The sequence below is a fragment of the Leeuwenhoekiella sp. A16 genome (genome assembly GCF_047946675.1).
Classification (GTDB): Bacteria; Bacteroidota; Bacteroidia; order Flavobacteriales; family Flavobacteriaceae; genus Leeuwenhoekiella.
Window position 1 is genome coordinate 3,649,654 of sequence record NZ_CP172313.1, and the last position, 14,351, is coordinate 3,664,004.

At 36.6% G+C, this 14,351-nt stretch carries 12 protein-coding genes; 7 read left to right on the forward strand and 5 right to left on the reverse strand.

Annotation, left to right across the window (positions count from 1 at the left end; genetic code table 11):
- From dapB to ACH3O9_RS15985, 5 genes are all read left to right on the forward strand, one after another.
- Complete coding sequence (gene dapB / locus ACH3O9_RS15965) at positions 1 to 699, forward strand: 4-hydroxy-tetrahydrodipicolinate reductase (RefSeq protein WP_416442148.1); 699 nt, start codon at positions 1 to 3, stop codon at positions 697 to 699.
- Between the two features lie 49 nt (positions 700 to 748).
- Positions 749 to 2,323: a signal peptidase I gene (lepB, locus tag ACH3O9_RS15970; RefSeq protein ID WP_416442149.1), complete on the forward strand. Its 1,575-nt coding sequence runs from the start codon at positions 749 to 751 to the stop codon at positions 2,321 to 2,323.
- Positions 2,324 to 2,528: 205 nt separating this feature from the next.
- Positions 2,529 to 2,957 (forward strand): FKBP-type peptidyl-prolyl cis-trans isomerase, encoded by a 429-nt coding sequence (locus ACH3O9_RS15975; protein WP_416442150.1) that lies wholly within the window; start codon positions 2,529 to 2,531, stop codon positions 2,955 to 2,957.
- 138 nt (positions 2,958 to 3,095) lie between these two features.
- The gene (locus ACH3O9_RS15980; protein WP_416442151.1) at positions 3,096 to 3,929 is read left to right on the forward strand and encodes an OmpA/MotB family protein; all 834 of its coding nucleotides are present in this window, start codon (positions 3,096 to 3,098) and stop codon (positions 3,927 to 3,929) included.
- 125 nt (positions 3,930 to 4,054) lie between these two features.
- Positions 4,055 to 4,429 carry a hypothetical protein gene (locus ACH3O9_RS15985; RefSeq protein WP_416442152.1) on the forward strand — a complete coding sequence of 125 codons (375 nt, stop codon included), beginning with the start codon at positions 4,055 to 4,057 and terminating at the stop codon, positions 4,427 to 4,429.
- Between the two features lie 5 nt (positions 4,430 to 4,434).
- Here ACH3O9_RS15985 and nhaD read toward each other — a convergent pair whose 3' ends face one another.
- The 3 genes from nhaD to ACH3O9_RS16000 form a co-directional block, all read right to left on the reverse strand.
- Positions 4,435 to 5,751: a sodium:proton antiporter NhaD gene (gene nhaD / locus ACH3O9_RS15990; RefSeq protein WP_416442153.1), complete on the reverse strand. Its 1,317-nt coding sequence runs from the start codon at positions 5,749 to 5,751 to the stop codon at positions 4,435 to 4,437.
- A 175-nt stretch (positions 5,752 to 5,926) separates the two neighbouring features.
- Positions 5,927 to 6,670: an SDR family oxidoreductase gene (locus tag ACH3O9_RS15995; protein ID WP_416442154.1), complete on the reverse strand. Its 744-nt coding sequence runs from the start codon at positions 6,668 to 6,670 to the stop codon at positions 5,927 to 5,929.
- Between the two features lie 97 nt (positions 6,671 to 6,767).
- Positions 6,768 to 7,355 (reverse strand): Crp/Fnr family transcriptional regulator, encoded by a 588-nt coding sequence (locus ACH3O9_RS16000; RefSeq protein WP_416442155.1) that lies wholly within the window; start codon positions 7,353 to 7,355, stop codon positions 6,768 to 6,770.
- Between the two features lie 424 nt (positions 7,356 to 7,779).
- Between ACH3O9_RS16000 and ACH3O9_RS16005 the strand changes: the two genes are divergently transcribed.
- Entirely contained in the window at positions 7,780 to 10,287 is a 2,508-nt protein-coding gene (locus tag ACH3O9_RS16005; protein ID WP_416442156.1) for a transglycosylase domain-containing protein, read from the forward strand.
- A 140-nt stretch (positions 10,288 to 10,427) separates the two neighbouring features.
- A complete protein-coding gene (locus ACH3O9_RS16010; protein WP_416442157.1) occupies positions 10,428 to 11,294 on the forward strand; it encodes a sigma-70 family RNA polymerase sigma factor in 867 nt (288 codons plus the stop codon).
- A gap of 61 nt (positions 11,295 to 11,355) precedes the next feature.
- On the opposite strand, the gene ACH3O9_RS16015 is transcribed toward ACH3O9_RS16010, so the two are convergent.
- Both ACH3O9_RS16015 and ACH3O9_RS16020 read right to left on the reverse strand, forming a co-directional pair.
- Positions 11,356 to 11,916: a type 1 periplasmic binding fold superfamily protein gene (locus ACH3O9_RS16015; protein ID WP_416442158.1), complete on the reverse strand. Its 561-nt coding sequence runs from the start codon at positions 11,914 to 11,916 to the stop codon at positions 11,356 to 11,358.
- Positions 11,917 to 11,919: 3 nt separating this feature from the next.
- Positions 11,920 to 14,322 (reverse strand): TonB-dependent receptor, encoded by a 2,403-nt coding sequence (locus ACH3O9_RS16020; RefSeq protein WP_416442159.1) that lies wholly within the window; start codon positions 14,320 to 14,322, stop codon positions 11,920 to 11,922.
- Positions 14,323 to 14,351: the final 29 nt, after the last annotated feature.

The following is a 14,351-nucleotide window of genomic DNA, read 5'->3' on the forward strand; positions in this document are numbered from 1 at the left end:
ATGAATATTGCACTTTTAGGATATGGGCGTATGGGAAAAACCATTGCCACAATAGCAGAAGATCGTGGTCACAAAATAGTGCGTCGCATTGATAAGGAAGATTCTTTTGACCTTAATGGTGTAGATGTTGCTATAGATTTTAGTATTCCTGAAGCAGCTGTAGCAAATATTACCCAATGTCTCAATTCTGATGTTCCTGTTGTTTCAGGCACCACAGGATGGCTAGACAACTACGATAAGATGGTACAACTTTGCAGTGATAAAAATGGTGCTTTTTTGTATGCATCAAATTTTAGTGTAGGTGTTAATATATTTTTCGAATTAAATAAACAGCTTGCTAAAATGATGGCAAAGCTTTCTAATTATAATGTAAGTATGGAAGAAACTCATCACATACATAAATTAGATGCTCCCAGCGGTACCGCTATCACACTTGCAGAAGGTATTATAGAAAATACAGACCACAACGGCTGGCTTCTTGACAAAGAAGAGGAAGATAAGGTGACCATTAGATCTATAAGAGAAGGAGAAGTACCGGGAACGCATAGTATAAAATATACGAGCGATGTAGATGATATTACAATAGAGCACAAAGCTCACAGCAGGCAGGGATTTGCTCTGGGGGCCGTTATTGCTGCAGAATGGATTGTAGATAAAAATGGCGTCTTTTCTATGAAAGACGTATTAAGTTTAGGCTAAACTGTAACCAAAACTTATAAAAGCATACCTATATTAAAAGCATCAGCTTATGACAATGACACAATGGTTACTATTCTTTTTAATTATACAGGTAGTACACTTTTTAGGCACATGGAAATTATACGTAAAAGCAGGTAGACAAGCATGGGAAGCTGCAGTCCCTGTTTATAACGCAATCATTCTTATGAAGATCATTAACCGACCTAAATGGTGGGTTATTTTACTTTTTATACCCATCGTAAACTTAATTATGTTTCCGGTTATCTGGGTAGAAACAGCGCGTAGCTTTGGTAAGAATACCTACACAGATACTTTTCTAGCAATCATAACTTTAGGTCTTTACCTCTACTATATTAATTATGCGACAGATGCCCAATATGTTGAAAATCGCTCTTTAAAGCCAAAAAGCGCCTCCGGAGAATGGATTTCTTCGCTGCTTTTTGCAGTTGTCGCGGCTACGATTGTGCATACCTATGTCATGCAGCCTTTTACAATACCTACCTCTTCGCTTGAAAAAACATTGCTGGTAGGCGATTTTCTTTTCGTAAGTAAATTTCACTACGGCGCTCGCACACCTATGACTACTGTGAGTTTCCCAATGGTGCATGATACAATTCCCGTAATTAAAACAAGATCTTACACCACCTGGCCACAGCTGCCCTATTTTAGATTACCCGGTTTTCAGGATATAGAACGCAATGATATTGTCGTTTTTGGCTGGCCGGTTGATACTGTTAATCAAATGGGACCCTATAATAATGGACAGCATTATTACAAGCCTATTGACAAAAAGTCAAACTACGTAAAACGTTGCGTGGGACTGCCTGGCGATAGCTTAAAAATTGTAGATGGTAAGGTATATACAAATGGTGAACCGTTACAATTACCAGAAAGAGCAAAACCGCAGTTTAGTTACGTAGGTCGTGCAAAAGGTAGTGGCTTCAATACTCAAAATCTATATGAACGTTATGATATTACAGACGGTGTGGGTTTTGTTAATCAAAATATTTTTCAGGTACGAGCTATAACAGAAAAGGGAGCTGAAGCATTCCGTAATCATCCTAATGTTGCCTCTTTAGAACGTTATATCTCACCAGAAGATCAGTCAGAACCCGGTATTTTTCCCGGTGGCAGTGCAAGTTTGGGTAACAGAGATCAAATGAGATCTTTTTACATTCCTAAAAAAGATGCGACAATAGATATCAATCAGGAGAATTTACCTTTATATAAACGCATAATTGAGGTTTATGAAGGCAAAGAAATGGGCGTTGATAATAAACTATCTCTTAATGGAACCGATATTTTATTAAACGGTTCTCCCCTGACTCAATATACTTTTAAGCAAAATTACTACTGGATGATGGGCGATAATCGCCATAATTCTGAAGACAGCCGCTACTGGGGATTTGTACCAGAAAATCATGTCGTAGGTAAACCTGTATTTATCTGGATGAGTTGGGATTCTAACGCGCAGGGATTCTTTAATAAAATAAGATGGGAACGTCTTTTCACAACTGTAGGCGGTAAAGGAGAACCTGTATCTTACTTGTGGTATTTTGTTATCGCTTTAATAGGATATTACGTTGTCACGAAAATCATTAAGATTCAGCGAGCTAAGAAATAAGCATTACATATTTTATTATAAAAGCATCAGTTTTACGCTGGTGCTTTTTTATTTATACTCCATAAACTTTCGCTGAAAAGCAATTTTTATAAAAACCTAATAATCTGATTTTTAACTATTTTAGACCGATTTTTAACGTTATTATTCAGGTATTAGAAATGCCTTTGCTTACATTCCGCACTTTAGAAATTGATAAATAAAAATTATGAGTCAAGTAAAAGCTAATGATACCGTTAAGGTACATTACACAGGAAAATTAAGCAACGGTCAAATTTTTGACAGCTCTGTAGATAAAGAGCCCTTACAGATAAAATTAGGAGAAGGACAGTTGATTCCTGGTTTTGAAAAAGGTCTTATTGACATGAAAGTTAATGAGAAAAAAACAGTTACTATACCTCAGGATGAGGCCTATGGTGAAGTAAGAAAAGATCTTTTTCAGGAAATCCCAAAGACTGAACTTCCGCCAGAAATAAATCCTGAAGTTGGGATGGGTCTTGTAGCCCGCAATCCTGATGGTAGCGAGCGACAGTTGCGTGTAGCAGAAGTAAAACCTGAAACTATCGTGATAGATGCTAATCACCCTCTTGCAGGACAAGAACTAGTATTTGATCTTGAACTTGTAGATATACAGTAGTTTAAAGAATAATAATGTGATCAAAATGCTGTATGGTTTTACCATGCAGCATTTTTTTTTAACACAACAATAGGCTTTTTAAAGAAATAATTAAGAAGCATAACCTGTTATAGAACTTACAATTTTAAAAACTTTACAATGAAAAAGATCATAACATTAACCATCATCTCCTCTGTTTTAATTACATCGTGTGTTTCTAAAAAGAAATATGCAGAACTGCAAAGCGAATACTATAACACAAGAGGAACTCTTACAAAGACACAAGTAGAAAAAGAAGAGATTGAAGCAAAGTATGCCGCGATACAAGAACGTGTAGCGAACTACAATGCTAAAATTAATTCATTACAAAGCTCAAATGATGAGAAATACGACCTGGTAGATAATCTGGGAGTTATGTCGAATAATTCAAAAAATAAAATGAGGGAAACATTAAAGAATGTTGACCAAAGTGAACTGGCACAAGCTAAGACACTTGAAGATTCTATGAACCTTGCTATTTCTTATAATCTTAAAAAGAATTTAGATAGTAATGTAGCCTCAGACGACGACGTAGATATCTCTATTGATGAAACGGTCGTAATGATTTCTGTTTCTGATAAATTACTTTTTAATTCTGGAAGCTACAGAGTAAGCAAAAAAGCAGATAATCTCTTACAGAGACTTGCAGATGTTATAAACTCTGAACCGGCTATTGAAGTAATGGTAGAAGGTCATACTGATGACAAAACAGTAAAACCAGGTTCTTATATTAAAGATAACTGGGATTTAAGCGTGCAACGTGCGACGGCTATAATAAGAGAATTACAGGATGATTATAATGTTGATCCTTCTAAACTAATTGCTGCCGGGCGTAGTAGTTATATGCCTTTAGTGCCTAATGATAGTAAAGATAATATGGCGAAAAACAGAAGAACAAGAATTGTTATTTTGCCAAATCTTGATAAATTTTTATCACTTATGAGTTCTAACTAATAAAATAGAATTCAGATATTATTTAAAAAGCCGCAATTGCGGCTTTTTTTATGATTTAGTTTCTAAAGACCAAAAAGATTTCTTTTCTCAATTCAAGTACATATATTAGCATTTTTAAAGACTTTATGGGAACAATTTTTGACATATCTAATATCTGTGCCGGTATTCTATTAGGGATTAGTGTACTTGACAGATGGGACGGCAGTAGCCAAATTTTCACAAAAGCTGCAGGGATTTTGGCCCCATTTAGAACGATTATTGGCTGTATTAGCCTGATTTTAGGGATTATTTATATATTTAGACCTTTTTGTACGCTTTACGATCTTATAGGGATACTTGCTGGTCTTACTCTTTTATCAGGATCCCTCGAGAAAGTTCCTGCCATTGGAGATTTTTTAGAAAAAATATCAAATGGCTTAACACCGTTTAAAGCAGCAATAGGGATCGCTGCTCTCGTAGTAGGACTTCTTGGTCTCTTTAATGTCGCAGTTCTTTGCTAGATTATTTAGTTTAATAAGTACAATACAGCAACACCTGCAAAATAGCCTAAAATAGCAATCCAGCTAATGTGGCGTACGTACCACATGAACTCGATTTTAAGCAAGCCCATTATTGCTACACCAGCTGCAGAACCAATTATCAATACACTACCACCTGTACCTGCACAATAAGCCAGTAACTCCCAGAAAGTAGAATCTGTAGGATAAGTATCTAAAGAGTACATACCCATTGCTCCCGCTACTAGCGGTACATTATCTACAACAGCAGAAAGTAAACCGATAAAAATATTTACCAGATAAATATCGTGAAAGGTATCATCTAGAACCTGTGCAAGATCTTGTAAAACACCCGCAGTTTGCAAACTAGCAACAGCTAGTAAAATACCTAAAAAGAAAAGTATACTAGGTGTATCTACCTTTTTAATAACACCTGATACAGAGAGTTGATACTTTCTAGAGTATTCTTTACTTCTATGCAGAAGTTCTGTAGTGACCCAAAGAATGCCCAAACTTAAAAGCATACCCATAAATGGCGGGAGATGTGTCGCATTTTTAAATACGGGAACAAAGAGAAGTCCCGCTATACCTAACCAAAATACCAGTTTCTGCTCCATTGTTGTAACCGCAGGATGTTGTGGATTTTCTTCAACTATACTGTCAGGACGTTCAGTTCTTCCTCCCATCTTAATTGTAAGAACAATAAGCGGTACAAGAAGACAGGCTAAACTAGGCAGAAAAACAGTAGTAATAATATGTCCTGCGGTTACCTGTCCTCCTATCCACAACATAATTGTGGTAACATCACCTATAGGTGACCAGGCACCACCAGCGTTGGCAGCCAGAACTACCATACCACCAAAGAACCATTTGTCTTCCTTTTTCTTTAGAAGTTTCTTTAATAAAGCTGCCATTACAATAGCAGTAGTTAAATTATCAAGAGCAGCAGAGAAAAAGAAAGTAATGCTACAGATGATCCACAATAGTTTTACCCTGTTTGCGGTAGTAATTTTATCTGTTACAACTTCAAAACCTTTGTGCACATCAATAAGTTCAACAATTGTCATCGCTGCCAGCAGAAAGAATAATATCTCTGCTATCTCACCTATATGTACCAGCAAGGTCTCTTCCAGAAAAGAACCCGTTTCTTCAGCTCCGGCTACAGGTGTGGTTTCCACCAGAAGGGTATCCTGACCTATAATAAGAACTGTCCAGCAGATCACACCTGTAAGGATGGCTGCGGCTGCTTTGTCTATTTTAATGTTATGTTCAAGTGCAATGCCCAGGTATCCCAGGACGAAGATGGAGATAAGTAAAACGTACATACAGAATTTATAATTGTAGTATGATAAAGATATAGGCATTCCCCATAAAGTGGATTATAATTTTCTTAAAAATATGATAAAATGATATATTTTTTTAGAGTTGATAATTAGGCATAAAAAAGCCCGATCAACATAAGTTAATCGGGCTTGATTTAATTATTATATAATCAGCAGTTTACATTTCCTGAGTTGTAGGGCGTATTAAAATCTCATTTACGCTTGATCTGTCTGGTTGTGTTAATGCATAGAGAATAGAGTCTGCTATATCCTGACCTTCAAGAGGTGTCATATCTTCAAATTGTGACATTGTCTTTTTCACATCCTCATCTGTAATGGTGTTTGTTAGCTCTGTTGCTACAAAACCCGGCTCTATTGAGGTTACCTTTACATTGTACTTAGGCCCCATTTCTATACGAATACCTTCACTTAAGGCACGTACAGCATACTTAGTAGCTGAGTAGACTGCCGAGGATGGAGTTACTTTACGTCCCGCCACAGAAGAGACATTTATAATATGCCCACTTTTATTTTCTTTCATATCAGGAACGACAGCAGCTACACCGTTAAGAACACCTTTAATATTAACATCTACCATTTTATCCCATTCTTCTGTACGAAGATTTTCAATGAAAGATAATGGCATTAGTCCGGCGTTATTTACTAAAGCATCTACTTTACCAAATTTATCGTGAGTTTCTGTGATAACCTTTTTCCAGTCGTCTTTGCTTACAACATCGGCAGTTACAAAATGTGCTTTGCCTCCGTCACTTTCTATGCGTTGTTTTAATTTTTCAAGTTTTTCTGTTCTTCTGGCAGTAATAACCACATTCGCTCCAGCTTTTGCAAGAGTTTCTGCCGTTGCTTCTCCTATTCCGCTTGAAGCTCCTGTTACTATTATTGTCTTATTTTGTAAACTCATTGTATCTGTTTTTTAATTCAAAGTAAAACTAATGAGCAAACCTGAGAGTAAAATTGATGTATGTTAGTCTACCCTGTTAATGAAGGTTGAAAACAAGTTAAGATGCGTTAAGAGTTGCCAGTTCTCGCCTAATTCTGCTGAGAGATTCTGGTTTAATACCCAGATAACTAGCGATATGATAATTAGCCACGCGCTGTTCTATACTGGGATATGTCTTACAAAATTCTATATAACGTTCTCTGCTGTCTTTTTCTAAACCAGACTGAATTCTGTTTGTAAGACTCAAATAGGCGTTTGTGGTCTTTATGCGGAAGAAGCGCTCAAACTTAGGAATTCTGCTATAAAGCTCTTCCAGATTAGATTTTTTTAGGCCAAGTAATAAAGAATCCTCAACGCTTTCTATGGTCAATTTTGCAGGTAAATCGTTAAAAAAGGCATTAAAATCAGCTATCCACCAATCTTCTATTGCAAATTGAACTACAGAATTATGACCTGTTTCTGAGGTATGAAAAGCCTTTAAACATCCTTTTACCACATAATATTCGGTATCTACATACATCCCGGGCTTAATGAGTTGTTCTTTTCTTTTTATTTCAACCGGAATAAGGATGCTTTTAAATTCATCAAATTCTTTATCACTTAGCGGAATAATTTTTTCTATATGTTGGCGTATCTCAGAATACATAATTAGGATCTAAAATTTAAAAATAGTTTAAACCGAAATAATTAGGAAGAGAACAGTGAGGCTTTGGGTATTTTTTAGGGAAAGAGATCGATATAGCCTTAATGTAAAAAGCTTCTATCCCGCATAAACCAGATAGAAGCCCTTAAATTCTTTAAACATCTTAATAAACTCTTAAGTGGTTATTTACCTACAAGCAATACTTAATCCTTCTTAAATACAGCCTATAATTTTTAAAAGCACCTCCCGAAAAAATCCGGCTAAAAGCTCTTAAAACCTCCCTTTAAAGTCTAAAAACTAAGATATTATAACTATAAGTATACTTTCTTGTGATTATGTTACAACGAAATTAAAAATATTTAAGATGTTAAAGAATTACAAAGCAATTTGCTTAAGATAAGGGCTATCCTTTTATTTGCATTATCTTATGAAAAGTACCCTTCGTAATTGGTTTCATCACAGCTATAGCAAGTTCTCATCAACGGTAGCTGATAGGTTTCCAAAATCTTATATTTTCTTAAAACAGGCAGGGAGTACAGTAAGTATTTTTCTAGATCGGTTATTTGAGCGAAAATGGGCCAGATACCTAACTCTTGCGGCAGGAAGTCTTTTTCTGGCATTTTCTTTATTCTTTTTTAGTATATACGTTGGCGTTTGGGGCAAACTTCCCGGAAAAGAGCAGCTTTCACATCTTAATCAATCTCTCGCGAGCCAGTTGCTCGACAGAAACGGTGAAGTAATAGGAAAATATTTTATATATGACAGGCGCCCCATTACATATAAAGAAATCCCGGCACATTTAAGAGAAGCCTTAATAGCTACTGAGGATTCACGTTTTTACGATCACGATGGTATTGATAAAAGAAGTCTTCTGCGGGTATTTTTTAAAACCCTTCTATTACAGGATGATTCTGCTGGTGGCGGTAGTACAATAACGCAGCAGTTGGCCAAGAATTTATTTGGCCGTGAAGACAGTGGTAAAATTGGTCTTATTGTTTCTAAATTCAAAGAATTTATACTTGCACAACGTTTAGAAGAAATTTACACTAAAGATGAGATTCTCAACCTTTATCTCAATACAGTGCCCTTTCCAGATTATACATTTGGTATTGAAAGCGCCTCTCAAAAGTTTTTTGATAAAACAACGCGCGAACTTAATCTAAACGAAGCCGCCATTCTTGTAGGAACGCTAAAAGCAAATCATAGTTATAACCCGCGTCTCTTCCCCGAAAGGGCTAAGCAAAGAAGAAATGTTGTGCTGGGCCAGATGATACATTACGGCTATATCACGCAAAAAGATACTGTAGATATGGCGCGAGACACCATACAATTGCATTATCAACGCTATGACGATTACGGTCTTGCACCTTATTTTAGAGAATTGGTGAGAAGAGACGTACAGAATATTTTAAAAGATTATAAAAAACCAGATGGTTCTGCGTATAACCTTTACAAAGATGGACTCACCATTACCACAACGCTTGATAAGAAAATGCAGCAATATGCAGAAGCAGGTATGAAAACCCATATGAAAGAGCTGCAGGCCACTTATGAAAAAGCATATGGTAAATATGCCCCCTGGAGACGTACGAATATTTTAGACCCTTCTATTAAAAAACTTGATATATATAAACGCCTTACTGCTAAAGGATTTAGTGAAAAACAGATTCTTGATTCTCTCGGTAAAAAACAAATGCGCCAGATCTTTGACTGGAATGGTGATGATGACAAACAGAATATTTCTGTAATAGACAGCTTATCACATTCTTTATCACTTCTTAATTGCGGTTTTATGGCGATAGACCCACACTCTGGTGGAATATTGGCTTATATAGGTGGCATAGATTATCAATATTTTAAATATGACCATGTGAGCCAAAGCAAACGCATGGTAGGCTCAACTTTTAAACCCTTTGTATACACCACCGCATTAGAGAATGACATAGACCCCTGCTCCTATTATTCTGCTGAAGAAGAAACATATTTAGTTGATAATAAAATATGGACACCCTCTAATGCAAGCGATGAAGGAGGTCGTTTTACTTCTTATTCATTAAAAGGTGCGCTAAGTCATTCTGTGAATACCGTGGCAGTAAAAGTATTACTTGATGTAGGCATCGATAAAGTGGTCGCTCAGGCGAAAAAGATGGGTTTACAGGATAAACTCCCATTTGTGCCCTCATTAGCTTTAGGAACTGCCGAAATAAGACTTCGTGATCTCGCTGCAGCTTATACTCCATTTGCAAACAATGGCAAACCTGTTAAGCCAATTTACATTTCTAAAATTACAGACAGGGAGGGAAATATAATAGCAGAGTTTAACCCTGAGCCATCAGAAAAGAAAGCGATAAGCAACTTTACCCGAGAAGCTATGATTAACATGATGCAGGGCACGGTAGAAGAAGGTACTGCTAACAGATTGCGTTATAAATATCATTTAAATAATGACATTGCCGCTAAAACGGGTACAACACAGGATAACAAAGATGGTTGGTTTGTGAGTGTTATGCCACAGCTAATAACTGCTACGTGGGTAGGTAACGACGATTATAGAATAGGATTTAGCAGTACAAGTTTAGGATCAGGAGCAAATTCTGCTTTGCCTATCTTTGCAAAGTTTATGACCAGACTTAATGCAGATACAACATATACGAAAATTACAAAAGCAAGATTTGCACACCCATCGCCAGAGGTAGAAAGTGCACTTTCATGCGAAAGCATAAAACAGGATAGTACATCTGTACGCTATCTTTTTAGAAACTTATTCGGTAATAATGATTCAGACAAAGAACCCGTAAGAATTGACAGTAAAGGCCGACGAATAGAAACAGCGCAAACAATTAACGAGGAAGATGCTGTGGAAGAAAATGCAGAAAAAGAACGAAAAGGCTTTTTCTCATTCCTTAAGCGCAAAAAGAAGGATGAAGATAATTAAGTAATACCCAAATAAATCATAAAATAGATTGATTTAGGTGTTAATATGCTAAATAAATAATAAATATACGCAATTAATTTGTTTTTACCTTTTTTATCCACTATAATACATCTTCTTTAAACTTAAAAACATATTTATATATGAGACAACTCAAGATCACCAAGCAGGTTACCAATCGAGAATCGAAATCCCTCAATACATATTTGCAGGATGTGAGTAAGCTCGATATGATAAATGCTGAGGAAGAGGTCGAGTTGGCACAACGTATTCGTGAAGGTGATCAGGTTGCCTTAGAACGTTTGACGAAAGCTAATTTACGTTTTGTGGTTTCTGTAGCAAAACAGTACCAAAATCAAGGTCTGAAACTTCCAGATCTTATCAATGAAGGTAATGTAGGTCTGGTTAAGGCTGCAAAACGTTTTGATGAAACTCGTGGATTTAAATTTATTTCCTACGCAGTTTGGTGGATTCGTCAATCAATCTTACAGGCTATTTCAGAACATTCAAGAACTGTACGTCTACCTTTAAACAAGATTGGTACAATAAGTAAGATCAACAAAGCATATTCTTACTTAGAGCAAAGTCTTGAGCGTCCACCTTCTGCAGATGAGATTGCAAAAGAACTTGATATGACCGTTCAAAAGGTAAAACTTGCTATGAAAAATAGCGGTCGTAACTTGTCTATGGATGCGCCTTTTAAAGAAGGCGAGAATGACTCAAATTTATATGATGTATTGAGATCTGGTGAATCACCAAATCCAGATGCAGATTTATTGCAAGAGTCATTAGGAACAGAGATCGAAAGAGCTCTGGAAACCCTTTCTCCTCGTGAGTCTGACGTGATTAAACTTAACTATGGCCTAGGTGGTGAGCAACCTCATACCCTGCAGGAAATAGGAGAAATGTTTGATCTAAGTCGCGAGCGCGTAAGACAAATACGTGAAAAAGGTATTCGCAGATTGAGACACACTTCCCGAAGCAAGGTGTTAAAGACCTATTTAGGATAAAATTCCTAGATCATTATTTAAAAAACAGGCGGACATTTATGATCCGCCTGTTTTTTTTGTACTACTCTACTGTTATATTAAATATCTGGGCAAAATCGGTTTCACCACCGGCATTGGTGATATCACCGTCTCTTACTCCAGCTTCAGATTTATCCGGTTTGTGCCTTAATGTTGCAGTTAAAGATCCTGAACCAGCAGAAACCGTTGTAAGCGTAAACTCGATTCCTATTGGGTCTCCGTTTAAATCAGAATCTTTATAAGCAATTGCTGCATTTACATTTCCGCCCAATTCATAAAAGAATTGATGGTCAACTCCTTCCTCTTCTACTTCTTCTGTTATAATTTCGGCAGGAAATACAGTTTCATTTAGCAATGTTGCGGTTCCTGAATATGCTGTATTAGCAACAAGGGACCCTGAAATATTTATTTCAGGAGCATCAGGACCATCCCCATCTATATCGCGTGAAGTTAGGGTTACAATATCACCACCATTATCAGGTGTCAACTCAATTGTTAAGGTTGTAATAACTTCTTCTTCATTTATAGGCTCAGGAATTCTATCCGGTGAACATGCGGAAAGAATTGTGAACGTGAATAATATTATATATATATTCTTTTTCATGATCTAATAGTTAAGCTTCAATTGTATTCTAAAATTTCTTCCTAAATCATCAACAAAATATCGCTGTCTGTTGAGGTAATCCCGGTAATTAGTATCTAATAAATTGTCAACATAAAAACCCAGAGTCAGGTTAGATGAATTGGTTACCGGCAGATCTATAGAAGACGAAAAGTGGAATAGATTATAACCGGCGGGCGGTTTGCTAATTTCAACTTTAGTGTCAACCTGCGTACCATTAACAGGTACAGGAACTATAAAATCATTATCGGGATATCTTGTTTGAGTGAATACACTCTGACTTCGCAGTGCAAGTGTCAAATTGTGCCATTTTGAACTATATGTCAGGGTATTGGTAAAATTAGGAGCAGGCATATCTATTAACGGTTTATCCCTGTCGAGATCCTGACCATTAACATAGGCCAAATTGCTCTGTAAACTGAAATTATCATTAAAAGTATACGCTGCATCTACGTCTACACCAAATAAGCGCGCATTCACCTGATTATACTGGTACACCGGGAAAGCCCCTCGTGTAGTCTGCTGAACGCCGAAAGGTTCTAGAATAATGAAATTATCAATCTTATTATAATAAGGGTTTACACCAAACGTAAAACGATTAAAGCTTCCTTCTAACGATAAACTGGCTTTATAAGATTGCTCCTTCTCTAACCTTAGGTCTCCCAGTTCTATTATCGCTGCAGAATGATGCAAACCGTCACTAAATAACTCTGAAGGATTAGGAGATCTGGATGCTGAGCTTAAATTAAATCTACTTACCAGCTTATCACTAATTATATATTTTACACCGGCCGTTCCAGATAAATTATTATAATCAAAAACAGGATTTGCAAGTAGCTGATTGTCGAGTCTGCTTTGAACTATATTGCTAAAATCGCTTTCGTACCCGCGTTCCTCCCATCGTGAATTCAGGTAATATTTAAGTGCATCAATACGTACAAAATCATATCGTAAACCGGCATCTACAACCCAATTATCGGCTAAATTAAGGTCAAAAGTAGCATAACCTGCAGCTGTATACATTTGATAATCTGGTATCAATCTTCTGATTCCCGTATCAGGATCTGGAAAATTATCCTGATAAGAAACCTCTGTACCAAAATTTGCTTCTAAATTATCTCTGGAATCCCATAAAAAATTAGCTCCCAGCGTATGTGATTTTAACTCCAGATCTAGTGAAGGATTATCTTTGTCATCTCCCCTTCTAAGATCATACTCTTGTCTTTTATTAAATTGATAAGAATAGTCTACACTCAACTTACCTGCATTTTCAAATCTTTTAAAGACGCTTAATTTGGCTAAATGATGCTGCACTGCTTGTTTGGGTGCATTAACGTCATAGGTAAAGTTATCTATATAAGTAGGCTTATCGCTGTTTATCGCTCTAATGAGATCACCCACGCTACCAATATGTGAAGCTCTTAAAATACCAATATCTGCATTGTAATAGCTGTAAAATGCATCAAAACCATAAGTGAATTTGTTAAGGCCAAAACCTACTGAAAAATCCTTCTCATGACTTCCTGTATTAGATAAATTATAATCTGGCGCTTCCAGGTCACCTGCATATTTTAAAGTTCCTTGACCTTTAAGATACCAGCCAGTTTGGTAGGCTTTTAAAAGACTAGAAGTTGCGCTCAATCCCCTGCCATTGGTGGCTACATTAAAAATGGTTTTACCAAAAAGTGTATCTTTCACAGGAGCTACTCTTCCATCTGTCACTATTACTCCGCCCACGGCATCACCACCATAACGCAAGGCACCAGCTCCTTTAACTACCGTAATATTTGAGGCACTATTCACATCTAGATTGGGAGCGTGCTCAACGCCCCATTCTTGGTCTTTAAGTCTTACACCATTATTAATGATAAGGACTCTGCTACTATGTAGACCCTGTATTACAGGTTTTACTACAGTACTACCCGTATTTAATGAAGAAACTCCACTTATTTCGCGTAAAGCGTCACCCAAACTGGCATTACTATACTTCTCTATAGTACCCTGGTTAATTGATTGCTCTGTGCCACTATTTGTTTCTTCTTTAAATTTTTCTCCAGTTACGGTTACTTCTTTTAGCTCCTCAATATGGTGCTCGAGTTTGAAAATCCTCTGTGTATTACTATTTATGGTAATATTAAAAGAAGCAGTGTCACAGTCAGGATGAGATACTTGTATTACATGATCTCCTGCACAGATATTTTCTAGTTTGTAGTGGCCATCAAAATCTGTTACTGCGTAAATGTTTTCGCCTACAACGCTAAGTGTGGCATTAAATAATGGATTACCGTCATGAAAGTCTGTGACTTTTCCAGACAGGGTTATATTGCACTCCTGTGCTTGAGATATCCAACTCATTAAGAGGATAATCCCAATACCAATATATTTCATTGAAATTGAATTAAAAGATTGGGCCCAAA

What these genes read in the sequence shown, in the direction of transcription:
- dapB (WP_416442148.1), top strand. Translation starts at nt 1, where the DNA reads ATGAATATTGCACTTTTAGGATATGGGCGTATGGGAAAAACCATTGCC.
- lepB (WP_416442149.1), top strand. Translation starts at nt 749, where the DNA reads ATGACAATGACACAATGGTTACTATTCTTTTTAATTATACAGGTAGTA.
- ACH3O9_RS15975 (WP_416442150.1), top strand. Translation starts at nt 2,529, where the DNA reads ATGAGTCAAGTAAAAGCTAATGATACCGTTAAGGTACATTACACAGGA.
- ACH3O9_RS15980 (WP_416442151.1), top strand. Translation starts at nt 3,096, where the DNA reads ATGAAAAAGATCATAACATTAACCATCATCTCCTCTGTTTTAATTACA.
- ACH3O9_RS15985 (WP_416442152.1), top strand. Translation starts at nt 4,055, where the DNA reads ATGGGAACAATTTTTGACATATCTAATATCTGTGCCGGTATTCTATTA.
- nhaD (WP_416442153.1), bottom strand. Translation starts at nt 5,751, where the DNA reads ATGTACGTTTTACTTATCTCCATCTTCGTCCTGGGATACCTGGGCATT.
- ACH3O9_RS15995 (WP_416442154.1), bottom strand. Translation starts at nt 6,670, where the DNA reads ATGAGTTTACAAAATAAGACAATAATAGTAACAGGAGCTTCAAGCGGA.
- ACH3O9_RS16000 (WP_416442155.1), bottom strand. Translation starts at nt 7,355, where the DNA reads ATGTATTCTGAGATACGCCAACATATAGAAAAAATTATTCCGCTAAGT.
- ACH3O9_RS16005 (WP_416442156.1), top strand. Translation starts at nt 7,780, where the DNA reads ATGAAAAGTACCCTTCGTAATTGGTTTCATCACAGCTATAGCAAGTTC.
- ACH3O9_RS16010 (WP_416442157.1), top strand. Translation starts at nt 10,428, where the DNA reads ATGAGACAACTCAAGATCACCAAGCAGGTTACCAATCGAGAATCGAAA.
- ACH3O9_RS16015 (WP_416442158.1), bottom strand. Translation starts at nt 11,916, where the DNA reads ATGAAAAAGAATATATATATAATATTATTCACGTTCACAATTCTTTCC.
- ACH3O9_RS16020 (WP_416442159.1), bottom strand. Translation starts at nt 14,322, where the DNA reads ATGAAATATATTGGTATTGGGATTATCCTCTTAATGAGTTGGATATCT.